The sequence below is a fragment of the Streptococcus sp. SO2 genome (assembly GCF_030440025.1).
In genome coordinates this window covers 60,901-86,533 of record NZ_JAQFJH010000004.1, presented here as the reverse complement: position 1 = coordinate 86,533, position 25,633 = coordinate 60,901, and the positions used below count along the sequence as shown (strand labels likewise).

21 protein-coding genes are annotated in these 25,633 nt (G+C 41.6%); 15 read left to right on the top strand and 6 right to left on the bottom strand.

From position 1 onward, the window contains the following. Positions 1–15: 15 nt before the first annotated feature. Positions 16–624 carry an NADPH-dependent FMN reductase gene (locus tag PCY17_RS05955; RefSeq protein WP_301392160.1) on the bottom strand — a complete coding sequence of 203 codons (609 nt, stop codon included), beginning with the start codon at positions 622–624 and terminating at the stop codon, positions 16–18. Between the two features lie 222 nt (positions 625–846). Here PCY17_RS05955 and PCY17_RS05950 point away from each other — a divergent pair, with 222 nt between their 5' ends. After that, a complete protein-coding gene (locus tag PCY17_RS05950; RefSeq protein ID WP_301392159.1) occupies positions 847–2,046 on the top strand; it encodes an OFA family MFS transporter in 1,200 nt (399 codons plus the stop codon). A gap of 74 nt (positions 2,047–2,120) precedes the next feature. Then, on the top strand, positions 2,121–2,999 hold the full coding sequence (locus tag PCY17_RS05945) for an AraC family transcriptional regulator (RefSeq protein WP_301392158.1): 879 nt from the start codon (positions 2,121–2,123) through the stop codon (positions 2,997–2,999). Positions 3,000–3,194: 195 nt separating this feature from the next. On the opposite strand, the gene PCY17_RS05940 is transcribed toward PCY17_RS05945, so the two are convergent. The 3 genes from PCY17_RS05940 to leuS all read right to left on the bottom strand — a co-directional run bounded on the left by PCY17_RS05940 (position 3,195) and on the right by leuS (position 7,103). Further along, positions 3,195–3,617 (bottom strand): GNAT family N-acetyltransferase, encoded by a 423-nt coding sequence (locus tag PCY17_RS05940; protein WP_301392157.1) that lies wholly within the window; start codon positions 3,615–3,617, stop codon positions 3,195–3,197. An 11-nt stretch (positions 3,618–3,628) separates the two neighbouring features. Further along, positions 3,629–4,321: a GNAT family N-acetyltransferase gene (locus tag PCY17_RS05935; RefSeq protein WP_301392156.1), complete on the bottom strand. Its 693-nt coding sequence runs from the start codon at positions 4,319–4,321 to the stop codon at positions 3,629–3,631. A 280-nt stretch (positions 4,322–4,601) separates the two neighbouring features. Then, on the bottom strand, positions 4,602–7,103 hold the full coding sequence (gene leuS / locus PCY17_RS05930; protein WP_301392155.1) for a leucine--tRNA ligase: 2,502 nt from the start codon (positions 7,101–7,103) through the stop codon (positions 4,602–4,604). A 149-nt stretch (positions 7,104–7,252) separates the two neighbouring features. Here leuS and PCY17_RS05925 point away from each other — a divergent pair, with 149 nt between their 5' ends. The 13 genes from PCY17_RS05925 to PCY17_RS05865 all read left to right on the top strand — a co-directional run bounded on the left by PCY17_RS05925 (position 7,253) and on the right by PCY17_RS05865 (position 22,679). Beyond that, entirely contained in the window at positions 7,253–8,902 is a 1,650-nt protein-coding gene (locus tag PCY17_RS05925) for a sensor histidine kinase (RefSeq protein WP_301392154.1), read from the top strand. Further along, positions 8,895–9,665, top strand: coding sequence for a response regulator (locus PCY17_RS05920; RefSeq protein ID WP_301392153.1), 771 nt, complete (start codon positions 8,895–8,897; stop codon positions 9,663–9,665). The genes PCY17_RS05925 and PCY17_RS05920 overlap by 8 nt, the downstream gene beginning before the upstream one ends. 113 nt (positions 9,666–9,778) lie before the next feature. Further along, positions 9,779–10,825, top strand: coding sequence for an ABC transporter substrate-binding protein (locus tag PCY17_RS05915; protein ID WP_301392152.1), 1,047 nt, complete (start codon positions 9,779–9,781; stop codon positions 10,823–10,825). A 12-nt stretch (positions 10,826–10,837) separates the two neighbouring features. Continuing rightward, positions 10,838–11,929, top strand: a complete 1,092-nt coding sequence (locus tag PCY17_RS05910) for an ABC transporter ATP-binding protein (protein WP_301392151.1) — start codon at positions 10,838–10,840, stop codon at positions 11,927–11,929. Then, complete coding sequence (locus tag PCY17_RS05905; RefSeq protein ID WP_301392150.1) at positions 11,919–13,577, top strand: iron ABC transporter permease; 1,659 nt, start codon at positions 11,919–11,921, stop codon at positions 13,575–13,577. The genes PCY17_RS05910 and PCY17_RS05905 overlap by 11 nt, the downstream gene beginning before the upstream one ends. A gap of 191 nt (positions 13,578–13,768) precedes the next feature. Continuing rightward, entirely contained in the window at positions 13,769–14,785 is a 1,017-nt protein-coding gene (locus PCY17_RS05900; RefSeq protein WP_049509237.1) for an NAD(P)H-dependent glycerol-3-phosphate dehydrogenase, read from the top strand. A gap of 21 nt (positions 14,786–14,806) precedes the next feature. Next, positions 14,807–15,706 carry a UTP--glucose-1-phosphate uridylyltransferase GalU gene (galU, locus tag PCY17_RS05895; protein WP_049509238.1) on the top strand — a complete coding sequence of 300 codons (900 nt, stop codon included), beginning with the start codon at positions 14,807–14,809 and terminating at the stop codon, positions 15,704–15,706. A 148-nt stretch (positions 15,707–15,854) separates the two neighbouring features. After that, positions 15,855–18,398: a penicillin-binding protein PBP1B gene (pbp1b, locus tag PCY17_RS05890; RefSeq protein WP_301392149.1), complete on the top strand. Its 2,544-nt coding sequence runs from the start codon at positions 15,855–15,857 to the stop codon at positions 18,396–18,398. 193 nt (positions 18,399–18,591) lie between these two features. After that, complete coding sequence (locus tag PCY17_RS05885) at positions 18,592–19,503, top strand: DMT family transporter (protein ID WP_301392148.1); 912 nt, start codon at positions 18,592–18,594, stop codon at positions 19,501–19,503. An 84-nt stretch (positions 19,504–19,587) separates the two neighbouring features. Next, on the top strand, positions 19,588–20,286 hold the full coding sequence (gene dapD, locus PCY17_RS05880; RefSeq protein WP_301392147.1) for a 2,3,4,5-tetrahydropyridine-2,6-dicarboxylate N-acetyltransferase: 699 nt from the start codon (positions 19,588–19,590) through the stop codon (positions 20,284–20,286). Between the two features lie 61 nt (positions 20,287–20,347). Beyond that, on the top strand, positions 20,348–21,478 hold the full coding sequence (locus PCY17_RS05875; protein WP_301392146.1) for an N-acetyldiaminopimelate deacetylase: 1,131 nt from the start codon (positions 20,348–20,350) through the stop codon (positions 21,476–21,478). Between the two features lie 3 nt (positions 21,479–21,481). Further along, entirely contained in the window at positions 21,482–22,021 is a 540-nt protein-coding gene (locus PCY17_RS05870; protein ID WP_301392145.1) for a 5-formyltetrahydrofolate cyclo-ligase, read from the top strand. Then, on the top strand, positions 22,005–22,679 hold the full coding sequence (locus PCY17_RS05865; RefSeq protein ID WP_301392144.1) for a rhomboid family intramembrane serine protease: 675 nt from the start codon (positions 22,005–22,007) through the stop codon (positions 22,677–22,679). The genes PCY17_RS05870 and PCY17_RS05865 overlap by 17 nt, the downstream gene beginning before the upstream one ends. Positions 22,680–22,853: 174 nt before the next feature. Here the strand turns inward: PCY17_RS05865 and PCY17_RS05860 are convergent, their stop codons facing one another. Together PCY17_RS05860 and PCY17_RS05855 are read right to left on the bottom strand one after the other, a co-directional pair. Then, entirely contained in the window at positions 22,854–23,906 is a 1,053-nt protein-coding gene (locus PCY17_RS05860) for an LLM class flavin-dependent oxidoreductase (protein ID WP_301392143.1), read from the bottom strand. 269 nt (positions 23,907–24,175) lie between these two features. After that, a complete protein-coding gene (locus tag PCY17_RS05855) occupies positions 24,176–25,555 on the bottom strand; it encodes a glycoside hydrolase family 1 protein (protein ID WP_301392142.1) in 1,380 nt (459 codons plus the stop codon). Between the last annotated feature and the right edge of the window lie 78 nt (positions 25,556–25,633).

The following is a 25,633-nucleotide window of genomic DNA, read 5'->3' as shown; positions in this document are numbered from 1 at the left end:
CCTTTCTTGAAATACTTATACTTTCAACCATTCTTCCCAGATGAAAGATTTCTTACGATTTGTATCTTCTGGTTTGACCAAAGCCTTTGTTAGTTCAACAAAATTTTGGAATTCTGCAAAATGTTCTTCCAACTCTGCGACTTTTTCAGGATTGTTCAAATTATAGTCGTCGTCCAATACTTGTTCAGAATGTCCTAGGAAAAATTCTGTTCCTGGCATGACTCTTGCTTTCAGTTCAGGCGCATCAAGAATCTGACGCAAGTGTGCTTGGGCTCTTGATGTTCCAAGCAATCCAAGAGAAGCTCCGACAATCATCGTTGGTTTGTTAATCAAAGCGCGACTGGTATAGGCAATCCATTCTAAGGCTGAAGCCAAGGGTGCCGGTATAGTATGATCATACTCTGGTGTTGATATAATCACACCATCCGCCTCAAGGATTTTTTCTGAAAAAGCTTGAACTTCGGCTGGTGCTAGCTTGTCCTCAGGTTCGTTAAATGCTGGCAATTGTTTGATCTCCAATACCTCAATATCGGCTTTATCTGAAAAATGTTTTTGCATAAATTTCAAGAGTTTCCGATTGGTTGAGCGGTCAGAATTTGTTCCAACGATAGCAACTAATTTCATCTTGCTACCCCCTTTATTTGTTTGATTTAATATCATTATACAACTTTAGCCTATCATGTAAATCGATAATCCTAAAACATTGTGTTATTCTATCAGTTTATCTTAGTTTAGTATGAGTTAGTGAAAAAATTAACAATATTTCTCGAGAAAGTATTGACCCTCATTTTTAACTATGTTATAGTCTTTGTGAAAATATGTATTAAGTTAAAGGAGGGTCTTCTTATGAAAGAGACATTCAATCGTTGGCAAGTCTTAGCGGCATCAACTGCTATTCTTCTCTGTACAGGTGCTGTCTATTCTTTTTCCGTTTTCGCTGGACCTCTAAGTTCTTCAACAGGTTGGTCTATGTCCGAAATCATGCTTGCATTTGCCATCAACTCAGCAATCGGGCCTATCCCTATGATTCTCGGGGGGTATCTGGTAGATAAGGGATATGTAAAATGGACAATCGCCCTTGGTGCCCTTCTATTTGCTAGTGGCTTTTTCCTAACTGGTTATGCAAGCTCACCAGCCATGCTCTATTTGACCTATGGTTTGATGGCAGGTCTTGGTCAAGGATTCGCCTATTCAGGAGCCCTCTCAAACTCTCTTCGTCTCTTCCCAGATAAACGTGGTTTAGCTTCTGGGATTCTAACAGGAGGTATGGGATTTGCTGCAGTTATCGCGTCACCAGTTGCAAGTAGTCTTATTCAAAAACAAGATGCCTTCTTTGCTTTTCGAACAATTGGACTTGTCTATATCGTTGTTATCATCTGCGCTATTTTCTTCATCAAGGCGGCACCAAGTGGCTACCAACCAGCAGGTTGGAAAGCTCCCGTACAAACTAAACAAGGACCTGCCAATAAAAACTGGAAAGAAATGCTACAAAGTCCTTTATTCTACATCATTATCAGCATGTTCTTTGTTGGTGCTTTTTCTGGCTTGATGATTGCCTCTCAAGCATCCCCAATTGGTCAATCCATGTTTGGACTATCTGCTGGTACAGCAGCTCTCTATGTTTCTCTCTATTCAATCGCAAACTCTAGCGGCCGCTTTATCTGGGGATCACTCTCTGATAAAATTGGTCGTTCACATACCTTATTGATTATCTATTCTGTTATCGTATTGGCGCTCTTTTCCTTAACAATCATCCCTGGTCAATTTGGCTTTACTCTAGGAATCATTGGACTTGGTATCTGCTTCGGTGGTGTTATGGGCGTCTTCCCATCTATTGTCATGGAGAACTACGGACCTGCAAATCAAGGTGTCAACTACGGTATCGTCTTCACAGGATATTCTTTAGCTGCATTTTTTGCACCTAAAGTTGCGGTTCAAATGGCAGCAGCTAACAATGGAAATTACAGTGCCGCATTCTACGTTGCTATCGCTCTCGCAGTTGTGGGGCTTCTTCTTAACTTCCTTTATATGAAGAAAAAAGTCTAAAAAAGAGAACTTCCTACGTAAGGAAGTTTTTTTGGTATAATAAAACTAGAAATAGCTTATCGGGAGGTTTTATCATGGCTCAGCAGTCAAGACTTTTACGAGATAACCCATCTGATTTTCCCTATGATTTTGAAAAACAAATCTTATCTAAGCAATCTTCTAATACCATTTATCATTGGCATCCTGAACTCGAGATTGTCTATGTCAAAAAAGGAACTGCTACCTTCTATATCAACTCTGAGCGCTTTGAAAGTCATGAAGGTGATATTTTTCTGATTCAGCCGACGTCTCCTCACGCTATCTACCCTATTGAAAATCAAGAACAAATTTCAACAGTTTTTCGTATCCATTTAGATTTCCTAGGTAGAAGTCAAATTGACAGCTTTAGCCAACGCTATATCCAACCAATATACTCTGGGCATTTTTATCTCACTCCTCGGATTTCGCCAGATGATCATGCCTATGAACCGATTCGCGATTGTCTTTTATCACTTTTTTCTATCCTTGAAGAGCAGAGTATTTATTATGATCTCCTTTTAAAGGCGAAACTCTATGAATTTCTCTATCTTCTCTTTAAGTATAGGTATGTCAATCGACACTATACAGATGATACCTATCAAAAATATCAGAAATTAAAAGAAATGATTAGCTATCTTGAGCAACACTATGCAGAACCCATTCAAATTGACCAGCTTGCTGCTACGTTTGGATATAGCAAAAACCACTTTATGAATATTTTCAAACAGCATACTGGGACAAGCTGTATGGAGTATCTCATACGATTGCGCCTGGAAAAAGCTTGCGAAAAGCTCGTACAGACCAATCAAAGTGTTCAAGAAATAGCAAGCCAGGTCGGTTTTACTAACCTCTCAAATTTTAATCGACAATTCAAACAACACTTCCAGCTAACTCCTAGACAGTATCGAAACCAACAACTTAAAAAAGAATCTTAGCCATTTCTCTCCTTAGTGACTCACTAAGGAGACTTTTCTTTATCAAACAAAAAAGCCACCTGATTTGGTGGCTTCTTTAGGGAGATTATTATGAAAAAGAAAAGTTTAGGATTTCTATTAAATAAAGTTAGGAGGTCTTTACTTAATGATTACATGATACATGAGTAAACTTAAAGTTAACTTAAGATAAAAAAATTATTTTAATTTTTTTCGATCCACCCAAATCATTCCTGTACAATCATAAGTAGATAAGGTTTCAAACCCCAGAGAAAGGTAAAAACCCAAGGTTTTTTCTGTCTGTTCAGTCGCTAGTTGTATTTGGTAGGCATCCTTATAGTCAGCCAAGGCTTCTTTCATCAAGTTACTTCCAATCCCTCGGCGCTGATAGCTAGGCAAAACAATCAAATCCTGGACAAAAACGGATGAAAATCCGTCTCCAACCAAACGCACTAAACCAACGATTTTCTCACCATCACGGGCAAGATAAGTCGCTAGCGAATGAGACAAGGCCTGGGCCAACATTTGGGGCTGATTGGTATAATTTGTCCAACCAACTGCCTGGTAGAGATGCAAAACGTCATCAAGTGAAACAGAGGATTCTTTTGTAATATTAATCATAGCAAACCTTTCTAACATTCTCTAAGGGATTTCAACTGTTCCCCATTTTCATCAAAATTATCTGGCTTCAACCATGCTTCAAAACGAGCTTTAACCCTTGGCCAGTCCTTATCAATCATAGACATCCAGTCCGTGTCTCTGGTACGCCCTTTATAAATAACCGCTTGACGGAAAGTACCTTCGTAGATAAATCCCAAACGTTCTGCTGCTTTTCTAGAAGGTAGATTTAGCGCATCACATTTCCACTCATAACGGCGATAGTTAAGCTCTTCAAAGACATAACGAGCAAGCAAATAGTGGGCTTCTGTTCCCATCCTGGTCTGTTTAAGAGCCGGCGAAAAGGTCACCGCGCCAACTTCAACCACGCGATTAGCTTGGTCAATACGCATGAGAGAAAAAGTCCCCAGCGCCTTTCCAGTCGCTTTATCAATAATCGCATAATAGAAGCGATCCTTGCGCTCAATCATCTGCTTTAAAGCAACAATTAATTCTTCAAGATTTTCTACTGGTGGTTGAAAGAGATAGGTCCACATGTCACGAGGGGTATCTGGGCCATAAACAGCCAGCAAATCCTCCGCATGCTTTTCCACTGACAGAGCTTCGATAATCGTATACTGTCCTTCTATCCGTACAAGCGACGGTAAAACTCCAGGTGTATCGTCTACAGGTTCACCAATCATCTGACCATATTCATTTACTGGCATAGTTTTCTCCTTATCTCACTCTTATAAGTTTAAAGATGTGAATAGTATATCACATCTCACACATAATATTCAAAAAATCCTCCAGAGCTGAACTCTGAAGGACTTTTAAATTTATTTCACAACGATATTAACGAGTTTAGTTGGCTCAAACAGCTTGGGAAACTGTTTGAGGTTGGAAATCAGCAAATAAATTGGTTATTTTACAACAATATTAACCAATTTAGTTGGCTTCAATAGTCCAGTGGACTATTGAAGGTGGCAGATAGGGCTAATAAACTCGTTATTTAACGACGATATTAACGAGTTTATTAGGGACACTAATCACCTTCACAATTTCTTTGCCATCAATCTCTGCTTTGACCTTGTCGTTAGCCAGAGCCACTTCTTGCAGTTCTTCGCGTGATAGGTCTTTGGCGACCATGAGTTTGGCGCGAACTTTTCCTTTGATTTGGACGACGATTTCGACTTCGTCTTCAACCAATTTGCTTTCATCCCATGTTGGCCAAGCCACGTAAGAGATTGACTCACCTGTTGCCGCAACAGTTTGCCAGAGCTCTTCTGCCAAGTGAGGTGCAAATGGTGCGATCAATTGGATAAATCCTTTGGCATAATCAACATAGAGCTTGTCTTCCTTGTTAGCTGCGTTGACAAAGACCATAAGTTGGGCAATAGCTGTGTTGAATTTCAATGATTCGATTTGCTCAGTAACAGATTTAACCGTTTCGTTGTAGACCTTGTCAAGAGCGCCATTGTTTTCCGCATCGATTTCTTTACTTGTAATCAAACGGTAAACACGGTCAAGGAACTTACGGCTTCCTTCCAAACCTTCTTCAGACCAAGCAATAGAAGCGTCAAGTGGGCCCATGAACATTTCATAGACACGAAGAGTATCGGCACCGTATTGTTCCACCACATCGTCTGGGTTCACCACGTTCTTGAGGGATTTAGACATCTTGGCTGGTGCTTGCTCCAATTCTTCTCCTGTTTCCACATGGAAGAAGGAACCGTCACGTTTTTCAACCTTGTCAGTCGCCACAAGAGCACCACGGTGGTCACGGTAGCTTGTTCCCAAAATCATTCCTTGGTTAAAGAGTTTTTGGAACGGTTCTTTAGTTGGAACAACACCGATATCATAGAGGAATTTATGCCAGAAACGAGCGTAGAGCAAGTGAAGCACCGCGTGCTCTGCACCACCAACATAAATATCTACTGGCAACCATTGTTTGAGGAGATCCTCATCGGCCAATTTCTCAGTATTATGTGGGTCGATATAGCGGAGGTAGTACCAGCTTGAACCGGCCCATTGTGGCATGGTGTTGGTTTCACGACGACCCTTGACACCATCTTCACGAGTCACTTCAAGCCAGTCTGTCAAGTTAGCCAATGGACTCTCCCCTGTACCTGAAGGGCGGATGTCCTTGGTTACCGGCAAGACAAGTGGCAATTCACTTTCTGGAACGGCTGTTGAAGTTCCATCTTCCCAATGAATGATTGGGATTGGTTCACCCCAGTAACGTTGACGGCTAAAGAGCCAGTCGCGGAGACGGTAAGTTACCTTCTCTTGACCACAGCCTTTTTCTTCCAACCAAGCCACAATCTTGGCAATAGCATCTTCTTTGTTGAGACCGTTCAAGAAGTCAGAGTTGACGTGAAGGCCATCTTCTATGTAAGCAGCTTCTGCTACGTTTCCACCTTCCAGCACTTCTACGATTGGAAGACCAAACTGTTTGGCAAATTCCCAGTCACGTTGGTCGTGAGCAGGTACGGCCATAACAGCACCTGTTCCGTAGCTAGCAAGAACATAGTCGGCAATCCAGATTGGGATTTCTTTACCATTGACAGGGTTGACGGCATAAGCACCAGTCCAAACCCCTGTTTTTTCCTTGGCAAGGTCTGTACGAGCCAAGTCTGATTTAAGACTGGCTTGGTGTTTATAGTCCGCCACAGCCTCAGCTTGTTCCGGGCTTGTAATGGCATCTACTAGTTCATGCTCAGGCGCTAAGACTGTGAAGGTCGCTCCGAAAAGGGTATCTGGACGAGTCGTAAAGACTGTGAATTCCTTATCTGTTCCCTTCACTTTGAAAGTGACATTGGCACCAGTTGATTTCCCAATCCAGTTGCGTTGCATGTCCTTGATAGACTCTGGCCAGTCAAGATCATCCAAGTCATTGAGCAAGCGCTCTGCATAGGCCGTGATTTTAAGCATCCATTGGCGCATTGGTTTGCGGACAACTGGATAGCCTCCACGCTCAGATGTTCCATCTGGAAGAACTTCTTCGTTGGCGATAGCTGTTCCTAGTTCCTCAACCCAGTTTACTGGCACTTCCGCTTCATAGGCCAAGCCTTTTTCGTAAAGCTTGGTGAAGATCCATTGTGTCCATTTGTAATAGTTTGGATCTGTTGTATTTACCTCACGGTCCCAGTCGTAAGAGAATCCAAGCGCATTGATTTGGCGTTTGAAGTTGGCAATGTTTTCCGCTGTGAATTCCGCTGGGTCATTCCCTGTATCCATAGCGTATTGCTCTGCAGGCAAACCAAAGGCATCCCATCCCATTGGGTGAAGGACGTTGTATCCTTGTGCACGTTTGAAACGGCTGAGGATATCAGTCGCTGTGTATCCTTCTGGGTGTCCTACGTGAAGACCTGCTCCAGATGGATAAGGGAACATGTCGAGTGCATAAAACTTCGGTTTTGAAGCGTCTGTTCCTGTCTTAAACGTGTGATTGTCAGCCCAGTATTTTTGCCACTTAGGCTCGATTTCTTTATGATTGTAAAAACTCATGCTGTCTCTCCAATTTTCGTGATGCTCCTATTATACCATTTTTAGGGGAATTTAGTCTCTTTCTTTTCAACTCTTTTCTCTTTTCACCTTGCCTTCCATTTTTAATACTGCTATACTTACTTTAGCAAGCTCTTTATAAGAGGTGATTTATGGCTCATTCTTTCAAACATTCTCTCCAAAAAGAGATTCTTCACCGTAGTTCTTTGGCTGCTTTAGCGACCTCGTTTTTACTCCTCATTCTCCTGTTTGGTTTTTCCTATTTCCTGCAAAAGCAACAACTCACCAAGGATACCCAACAGATCGTCCAGCATGTTCGCGACATGAAACAAGCGAACTATCAATTACTGGAGACCATGAATCAAAAAATGGTTCCAGAATTTTTAGAGGGTAAACACACTGACCGAGAACTCTTTAGTCTATTTTATGAAACAAAAGCTCAACTGAAACTCTGTTCTGATTTTATCATCCTTGACGACACAGGAAAACTTCTCTTTAGTACCAATCGCAACCATCAAGAAACTATTTTAGCTCCTTATTATTTAAAATTATTAATTCAAAATCCGATTCAAGGAGCTATTACAGAAAAGGTTGCTTTGTCAATAGATAAACAACATTACGCACTCTTCATTATGCCTATCGTTCAAAATCAACGAGTTAAGGCTTATAGCATTTCTTTTGTAAATGAAAATGAATTTGTGTCCAGTATCCCTCTCATCAATTCAAAATATGCTATTACAGATACTTTTGGAAACATCTACTCTAGTAATACCAATCAATTTACTCAATCAACTCTGGAAAAATTTGATGAAAAATTACTCCAGTCTAAAACTCATTGGTACGTTGAAAATCCACTTCTGATTGAAAAACGTAAAATTGAACCGATTTTCTCAATCTACACCTTTCAATCTTTCTTTCCCATTCCGAGTTTACTAGGGCTTGCTTCTGTCTTAACACTCTGTATCTTTCTATTATACTTCTGGCAGGCGAGACGAATTGCTTATAAAATTGCGACGCACAATGCCGGCCCTATTGAAAGTCTAGTCTATCAACTGCAGGAAATTCCTAAGAAAAAGGACAAGAAGCTGATCCTCCAGACAGGAGACGAATTTGAACTGATTGCTGAGAAAATCACCGATATGCTCCAAGAGTTGGATGAGCTCCATCAAAAGATGTTGACCATTGAGAAGGAAAAGTGGATCTTTGAAAGAAAGATGCTGGAAGCTCAGTTTAATCCTCACTTCCTCTACAATACCTTGGAAACCATTAAAATCACGAGTATGATTGATGCTAGTATTACTCAAGAACTTATTCAAAATCTCACGCGCATCCTGCGATATAGTGTGACAGAGTTAGAGAAAGAAACAAGTCTTGGGCAAGACCTAGAGATTATCGAAGCTTATCTGAAAATCCATCAGATTCGCTTTGAACATTTTTCTTATCAGATTAACTGTTCTGAGAATCTACATTCCCAAACTGTTCCGAAACTTTTCTTATTACCCCTTGTGGAAAATGCTCTAAAATACGGAAGACAGTATCGTATCGACCTTGCCATTTCTATCCAAATCACTCAAGAGCAGGAAGCACTGATCTTTATCGTTAAGGATAATGCTGGTGGTCTAACCAAACAAGAACGCCTACATATCTTAGAATCCTTGGACAGCCCACATACACAGCACGGTATTGTCAATAGTTACAAACGATTGAATAACTTTTTTGAAAATGTCGAATTGGATTTAGGAGTGAACCCGCAAGGTGAAACCTGGGTAAAATTTGTCACGAAAGGAAGAACGCATGTTTAAGTTAATCATTGTCGAAGATGAACACCTGATCCGAAAATGGCTTGAAATTGCCGTAGACTACTCAGCCTTAGGTATTCAAGTTGTTGGAACTGCAAGTCACGGACAAGAAGGCATGGAGTTAATTCAAAAAGAGAAACCACACATCGTCCTGACAGACATTACCATGCCCATCATGGATGCTTTTATGATGTTTGAAGCGACTCGTTCACTCTCTTATGAAAAAGTGATCCTCTCTGGTTACAATGATTTCCAAAACGCTAAAAAAGCCATGCAATTCGGAGCAGTAGACTTCCTCCCAAAACCCATAAATGTCGTAGAATTAACAGAGTGTTTAGAAAAAATAATTTTGCGCCTCAAGATGGATCAGCACCAAACCAATCCATTTTTACATGACTACCAAGCCTTTGTTACGTCGCTTCAAAAAATCAATCCTCAAAACCAATTGATTCAACAAATTCTCGAATTTGTCCACCAACACTACTACCTACACTTTACCATTTCTACCATTGCAGAGAATCTAGGCTATAGCGAAAGTTATCTCTACAAGGTTATCAAAGAAGATTTCCCTATCACCTTGAACGAGTACATTCTTCAGTATCGTTTAAAACAAGCCGTTGAAAAGATGAGTCAACATCCTGACTCCCCTCTTAGTCAAATCGCTGAAGAAGTCGGCTTCTCAGATTATAAATATTTTGGTAAAGTTTTTAAGAAATACTTTCATATCTCTCCTAAAGAGTTAAAATCCATTGGAAGAATAGTTTAGATACTATTCTTCTTTTTTGTAGAGAATTTTACCCCATTAGGATAGAATTTTAGGTTTTAAAAGCGCTTTCATTGCTTTACAATAGAGGTAACAAAACTATGGAGGTATCCATCATGAAAAAGAAATGGATGTATTATGCTGCGTGTGGACTTGCTATTTTGGGGCTTGCTGCCTGCTCTTCTGACGACGCTTCAGGAGAAAAGGCAACTGAAAATGGAGGAAGCGATACTCTAGTAGTCTACTCCCCAAACTCAGAAGGATTGATTGGAGCAACTATTCCTGCTTTTGAAGAAAAGTATGGCATCAAGGTTGAACTCATTCAAGCAGGGACAGGTGAACTCTTTAAAAAACTAGAATCTGAAAAAGAAGCCCCTGTGGCAGATATCATCTTTGGTGGTTCCTATACCCAATATGCTACCCACGGGGAACTTTTTGAAAATTACGTATCAACGGAAAACGATAATGTAATCAAAGAATATCAAAATACAACTGGCTACTCAACTCCTTATACATTGGATGGTAGTGTTTTGATCGTCAACCCTGACTTGACTAAGGGGATGAATATTGAAGGTTATAGCGACCTCATCAAACCAGAACTCAAAGGAAAAATCGCAACTGCAGACCCAGCCAACTCTTCTAGCGCCTTTGCTCAACTAACAAACATGTTACAAGCTGAGGGCGGCTATACAGACGACAAGGCTTGGACTTATGTCAAAGATCTCTTTACTTTGATTGACGGTAAAATCGGCTCAAGTTCATCTGGCGTTTACAAGGCCGTAGCAGATGGAGAAATGGCTGTTGGTCTTTCTTACGAAGACCCCGCAGTAAAACTTCTAAACGACGGAGCTAACATCAAGGTTGTTTATCCAAAAGAAGGTACTGTCTTCCTGCCTGCTAGCGCTGCTATTATTAAAAACGCTAAGAACATGGAAAACGCTAAGAAATTTATCGATTTCATCATTTCTCAAGAAGTCCAAGACACGCTTGGTACAACAACTACTAACCGTCCAGTTCGTAAAAATGCTAAAACTAGCGAAAACATGAAACCAATCGAACAAATTAAAACACTAACTGAAGACTATGATTATGTCATCAAAAACAAATCAGATATCGTGAAGAAATACAACGAAGTCTTTACAGATATCCAATCTAAACAGTAAAAGAGGTTAACTATGAGTGAGATCAAGATTATCAATGCCAAGAAAATTTATCACGATGTAGCTGTTATCGAAAATCTAAGCGTGACCATTCCTAAGGGGAGCCTTTTCACTCTCCTTGGGCCTTCAGGCTGTGGGAAAACAACCTTACTTCGTATGATTGCAGGTTTCAATAGCATCGAAGGAGGAGAGTTCTACTTCGACGATACTAAAATCAACAACATGGAACCTAGCAAGCGAAACATTGGGATGGTTTTCCAAAACTATGCAATTTTCCCACATTTGACAGTGCGTGATAACGTTGCATTCGGGCTCAAGCAAAAGAAAGTTCCAAAAGATGAACTCATCGAACAAACAAATAAATACCTTGAGTTGATGCAGATTGCCCAGTATGCTGATCGTAAACCAGATAAACTTAGTGGTGGTCAGCAACAACGGGTTGCCCTAGCACGTGCCTTGGCTGTTAATCCTAGCGTTCTCCTCATGGACGAACCCCTCAGTAACCTAGATGCCAAACTTCGCTTGGATATGCGTCAGGCTATTCGCGAAATCCAACACGAAGTTGGAATTACCACTGTCTATGTAACTCACGACCAAGAAGAAGCTATGGCCATTTCTGACCAAATCGCCGTTATGAAAGATGGTGTTATCCAACAAATCGGACGTCCAAAAGAGCTTTACCACAAACCAGCAAATGAATTTGTTGCAACCTTTATTGGTAGAACAAATATAATCCCTGCTCGTTTGGAAAAGCAAGCTGACGGAGCTTACATCGTCTTTGAAAATGGTTATTCTCTTCGTATGCCAGCACTAGATCAGGTGGAAGAACAAGCTATTCATGTCAGCATTCGTCCCGAAGAATTTATCCGTGACGAAAACGGACCAATCGATGGAACAATTACTGACAGTGTCTATCTTGGACTTAATACCGAATACTTCATTGAGACAGGATTTGCTTCAAAACTTCAGGTAAGTGAAGAATCTACATTTGAAGAAGATTTGAAAAAAGGAGATCGCGTTCGTTTGCGTATCAATACTCAGAAACTCAATGTCTTCTCTGAAGATGGTTCGCGCAATCTCATAAAAGGAGTCAGCCATGGAGCGTAAAAAACTAAATATCTGGACTGCGTCTTCCTTCTTCATCTTCCTTACTTATCTTGTTTTTCTGGTCTATCCAATTGTTACGGTATTAAAACAGGCACTAGTACATGAAGGTCATTTCTCATTAGAAAATTTTGTTACTTTCTTTAGCAAATCGTACTACTCTGAAACCCTTATCAACAGTTTCAAGGTTTCTGTAACTGCCACCGTTACTTCTGTCCTTGTGGGTACCTTGCTAGCTTATCTTTTTTCAATGTATGACTTCAAGGGAAAGAAATTTTTACAAATCTTGATTATCATCGCATCCATGTCAGCTCCCTTTGTAGGTGCCTATTCTTGGATTCTATTGCTAGGAAGAAACGGGGTTATCACAAAGTTTCTAACCAACACACTTCACTTGCCAGGTCTTGACATCTACGGTTTCAAAGGTATTGTGCTTGTCTTTACACTTCAACTCTTCCCTCTCGTCTTTCTTTACGTAGCTGGGACTATGAAGAGTATCGACAACTCCCTCTTGGAAGCTGCTGAAAGCATGGGATCTTTCGGTCTAAAACGAATTGTAACAGTCGTTTTACCTCTCTTGGTTCCAACCTTACTAGCAGCTGCACTCCTCGTCTTTATGAGAGCCTTCTCGGACTTTGGTACTCCGATGTTGATTGGTGAGGGATATCGTACCTTCCCAGTCTTGATCTATACACAGTTTATCAGTGAAGTTGGAGGCAACTCTGCCTTTGCATCAGCCTTAGCAATTATGGCGATTACAATCGCCCTAGTTATCTTCCTCATCCAAAAATACGTTTCAAATCGCTACAGTTTCAGTATGAACTCGCTTCATCCAATTGAACCTAAGAAAACGACAAAAGGGAAGATGGCTGCTATTTATGTGACAGTTTATGGCATTATCTTATTCTCTGTTTTGCCTCAAGTTTACTTGATCTATACTTCCTTCCTGAAAACATCTGGTATGGTTTTCGTCAAAGGATATTCACTAAACAGCTATAAGACTGCCTTTAGCCGTATGGGATCTGCTATTTTTAATACCATTCGTATCCCTCTCCTTGCCTTGGTTCTCGTTGTTGTCTTTGCGACCTTCATCTCCTACCTTGCAGTTCGCAAACGCAACCTATTTACCAACTTAATCGATAGTCTTAGTATGGTACCTTATATCGTACCAGGAACTGTACTCGGTATTGCCTTTATCTCTTCATTCAATACAGGCCTCTTCGGAAGTGGTTTCCTGATGATTACTGGAACAGCCTTCATCTTGATTATGTCCTTATCTGTCAGAAGACTTCCTTATACCATCCGTTCTTCAGTTGCTAGTTTGCAACAAATTGCTCCTAGTATCGAAGAGGCAGCAGAAAGTTTGGGAAGTAGCCGCCTCAATACCTTTACTAAAATCACAACCCCAATGATGCTTTCAGGGATCATCTCAGGAGCAATCCTTTCATGGGTAACAATGATTTCGGAACTATCTACTTCCATTCTCTTATATAACGTTAAAACTAGAACAATGACCGTAGCTATTTACACTGAAGTACTTCGTGGGAATTATGGTGTGGCAGCAGCCCTATCTACTATCCTCACTATCTTGACAGTCACTTCCTTGTTACTATTTATGAAAATTTCTAAAAATAACAGCATTACGCTCTAGTTTTTTTCCTACTAAAACAGCCAATTCCCCCTGGCTGTTTTTTTAGATCTCCACTCTTGATTTTCCCGAATCATCACCTTCGATAAATACAGATTCCTATCAATAGGACATATCTTAGCTAGTTATATAGATGCAAGATAGTCCTTTTTATGGTAGAATATAGGAAAGTGCTTTCTCAGAAGGAGGAAAATATGGACAAACAAACCATCGCTGTTTTAGGGCCTGGTTCATGGGGTACTGCGCTGTCACAAGTTCTAAATGACAACGGACACCAAGTACGTATCTGGGGAAATATTCCTGATCAAATTGATGAAATTAATACACAACATACTAACAAACGCTATTTTAAGGATACTGTATTAGACGAAAAAATTGTGGCCTATCATGATTTGGCAGAAGCCTTGAAGGGTGTTGATGCTGTCTTGTTTGTGGTGCCAACCAAGGTGACCAGATTGGTAGCTCAACAAGTGGCTGCTGTTTTGGATCATAAAGTGGTGGTCATGCATGCTTCAAAAGGCCTCGAACCAAATAGTCACAAACGTCTTTCAACCATTATAGAAGAAGAAATCCCTGAAGAATTGCGTAGTGAGATTGTGGTTGTATCTGGTCCTAGCCATGCAGAAGAAACGATTGTACGTGATATTACCTTGATTACGGCTGCTTCTAAAGATTTACAGACTGCTCAATATGTTCAGAAACTCTTTAGCAACCACTACTTCCGACTTTATACCAATACAGATGTGATCGGAGTGGAAACAGCTGGTGCTCTTAAAAATATCATCGCTGTTGGTGCAGGTGCCCTCCATGGACTTGGATTTGGTGATAATGCAAAAGCTGCTATTATCACGCGCGGTCTGGCAGAAATTACCCGTCTGGGTGTTAAACTTGGAGCAAATCCATTAACTTACAGTGGACTTTCTGGGGTTGGAGATTTAATCGTTACCGGAACTTCTGTCCACTCACGTAACTGGCGTGCAGGAGATGCTCTTGGACGTGGTGAAGCCTTGGCAGATATCGAAGCAAATATGGGAATGGTCATTGAAGGTATTTCAACAACCAAAGCTGCTTACGAATTGGCGCAAGAACTCGGAGTTTATATGCCTATTACTCAAGCCATCTACCAAGTTATTTATGAAAATGTTAATATTAAGGATGCCGTTTCTGAACTCATGAGCAATGAGTTCAAGGCAGAGAACGAGTGGTCTTAGTCACCGTTAGAAAGGAAGCTCATGAAACAAAAAGTTAGAAAAGCCGTTATCCCTGCTGCGGGACTTGGAACTCGTTTCCTACCTGCTACTAAAGCTTTGGCCAAAGAAATGTTGCCAATCGTCGATAAACCAACCATCCAGTTCATCGTTGAAGAAGCTCTTAAGTCTGGAATTGAGGACATTCTTGTGGTAACAGGAAAGTCAAAACGTTCTATCGAAGACCATTTCGACTCAAACTTTGAACTAGAATACAACCTCAAGGAAAAAGGAAAAACCGACCTTTTGAGACTAGTTGACGAAACAACTGGTATGCGCCTTCACTTTATCCGGCAAACACACCCACGTGGACTCGGAGATGCCGTCTTACAAGCCAAAGCATTCGTCGGAAACGAACCCTTTGTGGTTATGCTTGGAGATGACCTCATGGATATCACTGATGACAAAGCTGTTCCATTGACCAAGCAGCTCATGAATGATTATGAGAAGACTCATGCTTCTACTATCGCCGTAATGCCTGTCCCACACGAAGAAGTTTCTTCATACGGTGTTATCGCTCCTCAGGGTGAAGGAAATGACGGTCTTTACAGTGTTGAAACCTTCGTTGAAAAACCAGCGCCTGAAGACGCACCAAGTGATCTAGCTATTATCGGTCGTTACCTTCTCACACCTGAGATTTTCGGTATCCTTGAAAATCAAAAACCAGGTGCCGGAAATGAAATCCAGCTAACAGATGCTATCGATACTCTCAACAAAACCCAACGAGTATTTGCTCGTGAGTTTAAAGGTTCTCGTTACGATGTCGGAGACAAGTTTGGATTCATGAAGACTTCCATCGAATACGCTCTTAAACACCCACAAGTCAAAGACCACTTGAAGGACTACTTGATTAATCTTGGAAAAAAACTTTCAGGAGACAAATAAACAATTTACCAAACAGTCAGATTTAACTTAAATCTGGCTTTTTTGATGTCTAAATCTCAAGACCCAAGCCCTATCCAAAGCCCTGTTCTAAGCCTAATTTCTTGCAAGAGATGCTTTTATGGTATAATAATAAAGAGTGAGGAATTCTATGAACAAACATGTAACAAGAATCAAACAAAAAGGACTGGCCTTACTTGGGTCTCTAAAATTAACAATTTCTAAAATGAATACAAAGAAAAAGAGTAGAAAAAACTCCAAGAAGAAAAAGCAAACGCAAACACCATTCGATATCTGGACTTTATTTGCAAAAATTTTACTTGGAATAAAGGCAACTTTCAACACACTTTTCATCCTAGCTTTTATTGGTGGTCTCCTTGGAACAGGGGTTGCCTTGGGGTATGCTGTTTCTCTCTTTGATCAGGTTAGTGTCCCTCAAACAGAAGATTTGATCAAGCAGGTCAATAATATTTCATCCATCTCTGAAATCCGCTATGCAGATGGTTCTATGATTAGCGCTATCGAAAGCGATCTACTTCGCACATCTGTATCATCAGATGCCATTTCAGATAACCTCAAGCAAGCTATCGTTGCAACCGAGGATGAACACTTTGCAGAGCACAACGGTGTCGTTCCTAAAGCGGTTATTCGTGCCAGTCTAGGAAAATTCATCGGACTTGGTTCTTCCAGTGGAGGATCTACCCTAACACAACAGCTCATCAAACAACAAGTAGTTGGTGATGCTCCTACGCTTGCCCGTAAAGCCAGTGAAATCGTTGACGCCTTGGCCTTGGAAAGAGCCATGAGCAAGGACGAAATCCTAACAACCTATCTCAACGTTGCTCCTTTTGGTCGTAACAATAAAGGTCAAAATATCGCAGGGGCTCAACAGGCTGCCAAAGGGATTTTTGGGGTGGATGCAAGTAAACTGACCATCCCTCAAGCGGCTTTCCTAGCAGGTTTACCACAAAGCCCTATTTCCTACTCACCTTATGAATCTACTGGTGAGATGAAGAGCGAAGAAGATATTGAACTCGGTATTAAGCGCTCCAAAGATGTTCTCTACAATATGTATCGAACAGGAGCCCTCAGCCAGGAAGACTATGAAACCTACAAGGCTTATGACATTAAGCAAGATTTCTTGCCAGCAGAAAATGCTAGCGTTACCTCTAAAGGCTTCCTCTACTTCACTGCACTCGATGAGGCTACCAAGATTATGTATGATTATCTGGTGCAAAAGGACAATGTTTCTGACCAAGAACTACAGAACGAATCGATCCGAAAATCTTATCGAGAATTGGCCGAAAAAGAAATCCAAAACGGTGGTTACCGTATTACAACTACCATCGATAAAACGATTCATACTGCTATGCAAAATGCCGTAACAAACTACGGATACCTTCTAAATGATAGCTCGGGGCAACCTGAAGTTGGGAATGTCTTGATGGACAATCAAACTGGGGCGATTTTAGGGTTTGTAGGTGGACGAGATTATCAGACCAATCAAAACAATCATGCCTTCGATACCAAACGTTCGCCTGCCTCCACTACCAAGCCACTATTGGCCTACGGTATTGCTATCGACCAAGGGCTTATGGGAAGCGCTAGCATCCTCTCTAACTATCCAACAAACTTTTCTAACGGAACTCCGATCATGCATGTCAACAGTCCTGGAACAGCCATGATAGACCTTAAAGAAGCTCTAAACTATTCTTGGAACATCCCAGCCTACTGGACCTACCGAATGCTCCGTGAAAAAGGGGTTGATGTCCGTTCTTACATGGAAAAAATGGGCTATGAAATCCCAGAATACGGCATTGAAAGTCTTCCTATGGGAGGAGGAATTGAAGTTACTGTAGCCCAGCATACCAATGGATACCAAACACTGGCTAACAATGGTACCTATCATAAGAAATACATGATCTCAAAAATTGAGAAAACGAGTGGCGAGGTTCTCTATGAACATCAGGCTAAACCTATCCAAGTTTACTCTAAAGCTACCGCAACCATTATGCAGAGTTTGCTAAGAGATGTACTTTCATCTCGAGTTACTACAAGCTTCCAAACGGATCTGACTTCTATCAATTCCAGTCTAGCAGGTGCTGACTGGATCGGAAAAACTGGTACAAGCAATGAAGAAGGAGATATGTGGCTCATGGTCTCTACTCCAAGATTAACTCTGGGAGGCTGGGTTGGACATGACGACAACAGTTCTCTAGCCCAGGGAGCTTACTACCGCAATGCAAAATATATGGCTCATCTGGTAAATGCCATTCAGCAAGCAGCCCCTTCTGCTTGGGGTTCAGAACGTTTCAAACTCGATTCAAGTGTCACTTCATCACAAGTCCTCAAATCAACTGGTCAAAAGCCAGGAAAGTTGACTATTAATGGAAAAGAAATTAATCTGAGCGGAGAAACGGTGACTAGCTACTGGGCAAACCAAGCTGGTGCTCCAACTACTAGCTACAAATTTGCTATTGGTGGAAGCGATTCTGACTACCAAAATGCTTGGAACACCATTTTAGGAAGTCTGCCTAAAGCATCTTCTTCCTCATCAAACAATAGCAATAGCAGTAACAGTAACAATAATAACAATAACAACAACAATAATAATCGTAATAATACTTCTAATAGTAACGGGAACAGTAATAGTAGCTCTAGTTCCAATAGCAGAAGTAGCAATCAACGGCGCTAACTAATACTCTTCGAAAATCAAATTCAAACCACGTCAGCTTCACCTTGCCGTACTCAAGTACAGCCTGCGGCTAGCTTCCTAGTTTGCTCTTTGATTTTCATTGAGTATAAACGTCACAATTATTGAGAGTAGGAAAGAAATGATTTTTCTCCACTCTCTTTTTTCTTTTTTCATTTCATGGTACAATAGCAACATGAATAAATATCAAAAGAATATTTTTAAGGGAACCATTTATTCTCTCCTATCTGGCTTGATCTGGGGGATCTGCGGAATTTTAGGAGAGTACTTTTTTTCACATTATCAAGTATCTTCAGGGTGGATTACTTCTATGCGTCTACTCGTCGCTGGTAGTTTCGTAATCGTCTTATCTAGCCTTCAACTCCGGTCCCAGCTTTTCGAGATCTGGAGAAATCGAAACAATTACCTTCCTTTTCTCGCCTATGCCATCTTAGGGATCTTCTCCGTTCAGTATTTCTTCTATCTCTGTGTGGAGTACTCCAACGCTACAACGGCAACCATCCTACAATTTATCAGTCCTGTCTTTATCCTCTTTTACAATCGCATCATCTACAAGAAAAAAGCTTCTAAAAGTGCTATTTTTTATGTCTTGGTCACTATGGTTGGGGTCTTTTTGATGGCTACCAAAGGAGATCTATCCAAATTATCAATTACACCACTTGCTTTACTGACAGGACTTCTCAGTGCACTAGGTGTCATGTTCAATGTCATCTTACCCCAACGCTTTGCTAAAAAATACGGTTTTGTGCCTACTGTTGGCTGGGGAATGATTATCGCTGGACTTTTTAGTAATTTTCTCTACCCCGTTTATAAGATTAGCTTCCAGGTTGATGCCATCAGTATCTGTATTTGTTTGACTATTGCCTTTTTGGGAACTGCCTTTGCCTTTTTCCTATCGATGAAGGCCGTCTCTCTCGTTTCCCCATTGGTGGTCTCGGTCGTTAGCGCAAGCGAACCTCTATCCTCTGCTATCCTCAGTGTCCTTTTCCTTGGCATGGTTCTGGATGGTTTCTTGGTACTAGCCATGATTTTGATTATCGTTCCTATGGTTTTCTTGTCCATTGAAGAATCTAAATCCAAGAATTAAACACCTTCTTTTAACACTTAAGGCTTCAAAATTGAAGCCTTTTTTGGTAGAATAGTAAGCATTACAAAGAGTGAGGAGACACCTATGACTGCTACAAAAATGAATGCGCAAGAAATTATCCAATTTATCGCAAATGCTGAGAAAAAGACATGTGTAAAAGTGACCTTTGAGGGGCAACTTGTTGGAGCTATCCCTGCTTCTGTTATCAAGCTCGGAAATGTCCTCTTTGGAGACTGGAAAGATATCGCTCCACTTCTTGAAGGACTTACAGAAAACAAGGACTATGTTGTTGAACAAGATGCTCGTAACTCGGCTGTACCTCTCCTTGATAAACGTGATATCAATGCTCGTATCGAGCCAGGCGCTATCATCCGTGACCAGGTTGAGATTGGTGACAATGCTGTTATCATGATGGGAGCGGTTATCAATATCGGTGCTGAAATCGGTGCTGGTACTATGATTGATATGGGAGCTATTCTTGGCGGACGTGCTATTGTCGGTAAAAATAGCCACGTTGGTGCAGGTGCTGTTCTTGCAGGCGTTATCGAGCCAGCTAGTGCTGAGCCTGTCCGTGTCGGTGACAATGTTCTCATCGGTGCTAACGCTGTGGTTATCGAAGGTGTTCAAATTGGTAGCGGTTCTGTTGTTGCAGCAGGTGCCATCGTTACTCAAGATGTTCCAGAAAATGTTGTGGTAGCAGGCGTTCCAGCTCGTGTTATCAAAGAAATCGATAGCCAAACCCAACAAAAAACAGCGCTAGAAGATGCGCTTCGCACCTTGTAAATAGTAACAGAGGCGGAAACTTTTCCAGCCTCTTTATCGTATCAGTAAAAGGAAAATAGATATGTTAGATTTGATTCAAACTCGACGCGATCTTCACCAAATTCCCGAGATTGGTTTAGAAGAATTCAAGACCCACGCTTATTTACTCAATGTTATTGAGAAATTAACAGCTGGTAAGGATTTTGTTCAGATTCGTACTTGGCGAACCGGTATTTTAGTATACTTACAAGGAAGTCAGCCAGAACGTACCATTGGTTGGCGGACAGACATCGATGGACTCCCAATCGTTGAACAAACAGGCCTTCCTTTTGCCTCTCAACACCAAGACCGTATGCATGCTTGTGGACACGATTTTCATATGACCATTGCCCTTGGAAGTCTTGAACGTGCTTTAGAAAACCAACCAAAAAACAATCTCCTCTTTCTCTTCCAACCTGCAGAAGAAAACGAAGCAGGTGGTATGCTCATGTATGAAGATGATGCTTTTGGCGACTGGTTGCCTGACCAATTCTATGGACTTCATGTTCGTCCAGACTTAAAAGTTGGACAAATTGCGACCAATACCCATACACTCTTTGCAGGAACTTGCGAAGTTAAGATTCGCTTTAAAGGTAAAGGCGGGCACGCTGCCTTTCCACATGAAGCAAATGACGCTCTGGTTGCAGCTAGCTATTTCGTTACCCAAGTTCAGTCGGTTGTCAGCCGTAATGTCGATCCTATCGAGGGTGCTGTCGTCACTTTCGGTGTTTTTCAAGCTGGGACAACCAACAATGTCATAGCTGATACAGCTTTCTTGCATGGAACCATTCGAGCTCTCACACACAGCATGAGCCTCTTGGTTCAAAAACGTGTCAAAGCTATCGCTGAAGGTGTCGCAGCTGCTTTTGATATGGATGTGGAAGTTGAACTCAAGCAGGGAGGTTATTTACCAGTCGAAAACAACCCTGAATTAGCCCAGGAATTAATGACCTTCTTTGATGAAAAAGAGGGAATTGAACTAATCGACATCGAACCTGCCATGACAGGAGAAGACTTTGGTTATCTTCTCTCCAAGGTTCCTGGTGTCATGTTCTGGCTTGGAATTGATAGCCCCTATGCTCTTCACCATCCACAGATGAGTCCTAAGGAAGAAGCTCTAGCTGTCGGTGTCGAGGCTGTATCAAGCTTTTTAGCCAAGAAAGTTGCGGAGTAAACTATGAAAAAAAGCTTACGCAAGCAGGTCTTACAAGAACTCAAAGCTCTTTTTAAAGAAGAAAAGCAGAACATGAACGATTGGCTCACAGAGCAGCTCCTTCAACATCCTTTTTATAAGGAAGCAAAAACCATCGCTACTTACCTGTCTTTTCCTCATGAATTTCAGACGGCTGAACTCATCGAACAAGCTCAAAAAGATGGGAAGACGATTCTCATTCCCAAAACTTATCCACAAGGGAAAATGGACTTGGTGCTCTATGAACCAGAGAAACTCGAAAGAAATTCTTTTGGACTTCTTGAACCTCAGGGGGAAGCTATTGTCTTTGAGCCCTCTCAGATTGACTTGATCCATGTTCCTGGTCTAGCTTTCAATCCTTCTGATTATCGGGTTGGCTATGGAGGCGGCTATTACGACCGCTACTTGGAGCATTTTACTGGTCACACCATCAGCACACTTTATCCTTGTCAGATTCAGGACTTCCAGCCTGATCCACACGATATTTCCGTTGAGGAGGTACTCATCTATGAAAGAGATTTTTGATCGTCGTTATCCTGTCACGAGCTTCTTTCTTCTCGTGACCACCCTGGTTTTTATACTCATGTTTCTAACCAGTGGTTTCAATTACACAAGCGCAGCCACCTTGTATAAATTCGGAGCTGTTTATCCCCCAGCAATCAAGACCATGCCTGAACAAATCTGGCGCCTATTCACGGCAACCTTTGTTCACATTGGCTTGGAGCACTTTTTAGTCAATATGCTGTCCCTTTACTTCTTGGGACGTCAGATGGAGCAAATCTTTGGTTCCAAACAGTTTTTCTTTATCTACCTTCTATCAGGTATGATGGGAAATCTCTTTGTCCTCGTTTTTAGCCCTAATGCTATTACCGCGGGTGCTTCAACTGCCCTCTATGGCATGTTCGCTTCTATTGTCGTTCTCCGTTATGCCTCACGTAACCCCTATCTTCAACAGCTCGGTCAATCTTACCTCTCCCTCTTGGTCATCAACCTAGTAGGAAGTATTTTAATGCCTGGCATCAGCCTTGCTGGGCATGTCGGGGGAGCTGTCGGGGGAGCATTACTGGCTATCGTATTCCCAGTTCGAGGAGAACGAAAGATATACAGCCCAGGCCAACGTGGTCTAGCAACCCTAGCTTTTATTGGCTTATCAGCCTTGATGCTTTTTGCGGGCTTGTCCTAAAATAGTCTCATATAGGGAGTATCTTAATTTTCAATAAAGATTAATTCACTAATCTCATATATAAAAGAAACTCCGAAAAGCTTGTTTTTATTAGCTTTCCAGAGTTTCTTTTATTTCTAGTTTTTTAAAGATCAGACGGGTATATAGATTTTTTATCAATTTGATTGGATTTTTTTATAACCCTTCTTTCATGGCAAAGTAAGCACGTACTTTTGGTGCCACTTGCGTTCCAAAGAGTTCAATGGCTTTGAGAACTTGATCATGTGGCATAGAACCAAGTGGTAGGTGCAACATAAAGCGATCCAAGTCTAAATCCTCAATCATGCGGATCAACTTTTCTGCTACCTGGTCTGGGGTCCCCACAAACATAGCACCATTGGGCCCAACTTGCTCCAAATATTGCTCATAGGTCATCTCCTGCCAGTATGGACGGTCTTTGGAAATCGCATCTACCACTTGCTTGGTCGGATGGAAATAATCTTTCACTGCCTGCTCGCCATCTTCAGCAATCCAGCCCCAAAAATGAGCACCCACTTTCAGATCTTTGTCAGCATGACCGTATTCACTTCCAATCTCACGATAAGCCTGAATCAACTTTTTAAAATAGCGAGGATTCCCACCGATAATCGCATAGACAATCGGTAAACCAGCCTGAGCAATCTTGACTGTTGACTCTACATGACCACCTGTCGCCACCCACAATGGCAATTTTTCCTGAACTGGACGTGGATATACTTCTTTTCCAGCAATGCTTTGGGTCAATTCTCCACGCCAGTTCACCTTGGTGTTTTCATTTGCTAGCTGGAGCAGGTCCAATTTTTCATCAAAGAGGGCTTCATAGTCTTTCAAGTCATATCCAAACAGTGGAAAGGACTCGGTGAATGAACCACGCCCAGCCATAATCTCTGCACGACCGTTTGAAAGGGCGTCGATGGTCGCATATTGTTGGAACAAACGGATGGGATCCATACTTGAGAGGATACTGACAGCACTGGTCAAACGAATCTTCTTGGTATTCACCGCACCAGCTGCAAGGACAATCTCTGGCGCTAATACCGCAAAGTCCTCCCGATGATGCTCCCCAATGCCGTACACATCCAATCCAACCTTGTCAGCCAGCTCAATTTCTGCTACCAACTGACGGATTCGTTCATCATGACTGTAAATCTGCCCAGTCGCTTCTAGAACTGTTGTTTCGCCAAATGTTGAAATTCCTAGTTCTACCATACTGATTTCCCCGTTTAATTTTTAGTTATCTAGGTATTTTATCACTAGTCAATTATAGTTGCAACGAATTTGCTCATTAGAAAAGGCCTTGATTAAGTAGACATTTTTAGTTCCTTGTGTGGCCATTTAAATTGGTGAGAGGTGAGGGTAAATCGTTGTAAGGACGATACCATCTATATCTCTTGTAACATTCTCTTCTATGATGGTGAGAGCTTGGTGATGATTCTATAAGAAAAAATGAGATGAAAATCATCTCACTCTTCTTATTCTTAAAATCCATTATTGTCACTGAGTTCTTTGAACCAGTGGCCTGATTTTTTCAGGCGACGCTCTTGCGTTTCAAGGTCAAGCTCGACTAAACCATAACGGTTTTTATAGCTATTGAGCCATGACCAGCAATCGATAAAGGTCCAGATCAAATAGCCTTTACAGTTGGCGCCGTCTTCGATAGCGCGATGAAGTTCACGAAGGTGACCTTTGACAAAGTCAATACGGTAATCATCCTGGATCATTCCATTTTCACGGAATTTGTCTTCACCTTCAACCCCCATCCCATTCTCAGTCAGCATCCACTCGATATTCCCGTAGTTTTCCTTGATATTTTGAGCAATGTCATAAATTCCTTGCTCGTAGATTTCCCAACCGCGGTGTGGATTGATTTTACGACCTGGCATGACGTAAGGTTCATAGAAATGCTCTGGCAAGAGTGGACTGTCAGGATGCTTAGCAAAACGTGGCGCCATGACACGCAAAGGTTGATAGTAGTTGACTCCTAGGAAGTCAACGGTGTTCTCACGAATGAGTTCCAACTCTTCGGCTGTGTATTCTGGTAACAAGTCATGCTCAGACAAAATTTCCACTAACTCTTCTGGATAAACTCCTAAAACAGATGGATCTAGGAAAGATTGAGCTTGGAAGAGATCCGCAATACGAGCAGCTTTTACATCGGAAGGATGTTGGCTACGTGGATAGGCTGGTGTTAAGTTGAGTACAATCCCAATTTTAGAGTCGGGCAAGACCTCATGGCAGGCTTTAACCGCAAGAGTACTTGCTAGTTGTGTATGGTAGGCAACCTTAACTGCCGCTTTGGCATCTACCTTATGAGGGTAATGGGCATCATAGAAATAGCCGAACTCTACAGGAACGATTGGTTCATTGAAGGTAATCCACTGGTCAACCAAGTCTCCGTAGGTTTCAAAACAGAAACGAGCATAGTCTTCATAGGCCTTAATAGTTGCCTTATTTTCCCAACCATCCCCATCTTCTTGAAGGGCAAAAGGCAGATCAAAGTGATAGAGATTGACTAAAAGACGAATGCCCTTGGCCTTGATGGCTTCAAAGACCTGACGGTAGAAAGCCACACCTTGAGGGTTGACTTCCCCACGGCCCTGTGGGAAAATACGAGACCACTGGATAGAAGTTCGAAAGGCTGTGTGGCCAGTTTCTAACAAAAGTTCGATATCTTTTTCCCAGTTTTCATAGAAGGTCGATGTCTTATCAGGTCCAATGCCATTGTAGTAACGGTTTGGCTCTACTTGGTACCAATAATCCCAGAGATTATCTCCCTTGCCGTCACCAGGTACTCGTCCTTCTGTCTGCGGCCCAGAAGTTGAGGAACCCCAGACAAAATCCTTTGGAAATTTTAGCATAGTACTACCTCTTTTTACGCTTTTAATGTTTATACTCTTCGAAAATCAAATTCAAACCGCGTCAACGTCGCCTTGCCG

Excerpts from the sequence above, each read along its gene's own strand:
- PCY17_RS05955 (WP_301392160.1), bottom strand. The coding sequence starts at position 624 with ATGAAATTAGTTGCTATCGTTGGAACAAATTCTGACCGCTCAACCAAT.
- PCY17_RS05950 (WP_301392159.1), top strand. The coding sequence starts at position 847 with ATGAAAGAGACATTCAATCGTTGGCAAGTCTTAGCGGCATCAACTGCT.
- PCY17_RS05945 (WP_301392158.1), top strand. The coding sequence starts at position 2,121 with ATGGCTCAGCAGTCAAGACTTTTACGAGATAACCCATCTGATTTTCCC.
- PCY17_RS05940 (WP_301392157.1), bottom strand. The coding sequence starts at position 3,617 with ATGATTAATATTACAAAAGAATCCTCTGTTTCACTTGATGACGTTTTG.
- PCY17_RS05935 (WP_301392156.1), bottom strand. The coding sequence starts at position 4,321 with ATGCCAGTAAATGAATATGGTCAGATGATTGGTGAACCTGTAGACGAT.
- leuS (WP_301392155.1), bottom strand. The coding sequence starts at position 7,103 with ATGAGTTTTTACAATCATAAAGAAATCGAGCCTAAGTGGCAAAAATAC.
- PCY17_RS05925 (WP_301392154.1), top strand. The coding sequence starts at position 7,253 with ATGGCTCATTCTTTCAAACATTCTCTCCAAAAAGAGATTCTTCACCGT.
- PCY17_RS05920 (WP_301392153.1), top strand. The coding sequence starts at position 8,895 with ATGTTTAAGTTAATCATTGTCGAAGATGAACACCTGATCCGAAAATGG.
- PCY17_RS05915 (WP_301392152.1), top strand. The coding sequence starts at position 9,779 with ATGAAAAAGAAATGGATGTATTATGCTGCGTGTGGACTTGCTATTTTG.
- PCY17_RS05910 (WP_301392151.1), top strand. The coding sequence starts at position 10,838 with ATGAGTGAGATCAAGATTATCAATGCCAAGAAAATTTATCACGATGTA.
- PCY17_RS05905 (WP_301392150.1), top strand. The coding sequence starts at position 11,919 with ATGGAGCGTAAAAAACTAAATATCTGGACTGCGTCTTCCTTCTTCATC.
- PCY17_RS05900 (WP_049509237.1), top strand. The coding sequence starts at position 13,769 with ATGGACAAACAAACCATCGCTGTTTTAGGGCCTGGTTCATGGGGTACT.
- galU (WP_049509238.1), top strand. The coding sequence starts at position 14,807 with ATGAAACAAAAAGTTAGAAAAGCCGTTATCCCTGCTGCGGGACTTGGA.
- pbp1b (WP_301392149.1), top strand. The coding sequence starts at position 15,855 with ATGAACAAACATGTAACAAGAATCAAACAAAAAGGACTGGCCTTACTT.
- PCY17_RS05885 (WP_301392148.1), top strand. The coding sequence starts at position 18,592 with ATGAATAAATATCAAAAGAATATTTTTAAGGGAACCATTTATTCTCTC.
- dapD (WP_301392147.1), top strand. The coding sequence starts at position 19,588 with ATGACTGCTACAAAAATGAATGCGCAAGAAATTATCCAATTTATCGCA.
- PCY17_RS05875 (WP_301392146.1), top strand. The coding sequence starts at position 20,348 with ATGTTAGATTTGATTCAAACTCGACGCGATCTTCACCAAATTCCCGAG.
- PCY17_RS05870 (WP_301392145.1), top strand. The coding sequence starts at position 21,482 with ATGAAAAAAAGCTTACGCAAGCAGGTCTTACAAGAACTCAAAGCTCTT.
- PCY17_RS05865 (WP_301392144.1), top strand. The coding sequence starts at position 22,005 with ATGAAAGAGATTTTTGATCGTCGTTATCCTGTCACGAGCTTCTTTCTT.
- PCY17_RS05860 (WP_301392143.1), bottom strand. The coding sequence starts at position 23,906 with ATGGTAGAACTAGGAATTTCAACATTTGGCGAAACAACAGTTCTAGAA.
- PCY17_RS05855 (WP_301392142.1), bottom strand. The coding sequence starts at position 25,555 with ATGCTAAAATTTCCAAAGGATTTTGTCTGGGGTTCCTCAACTTCTGGG.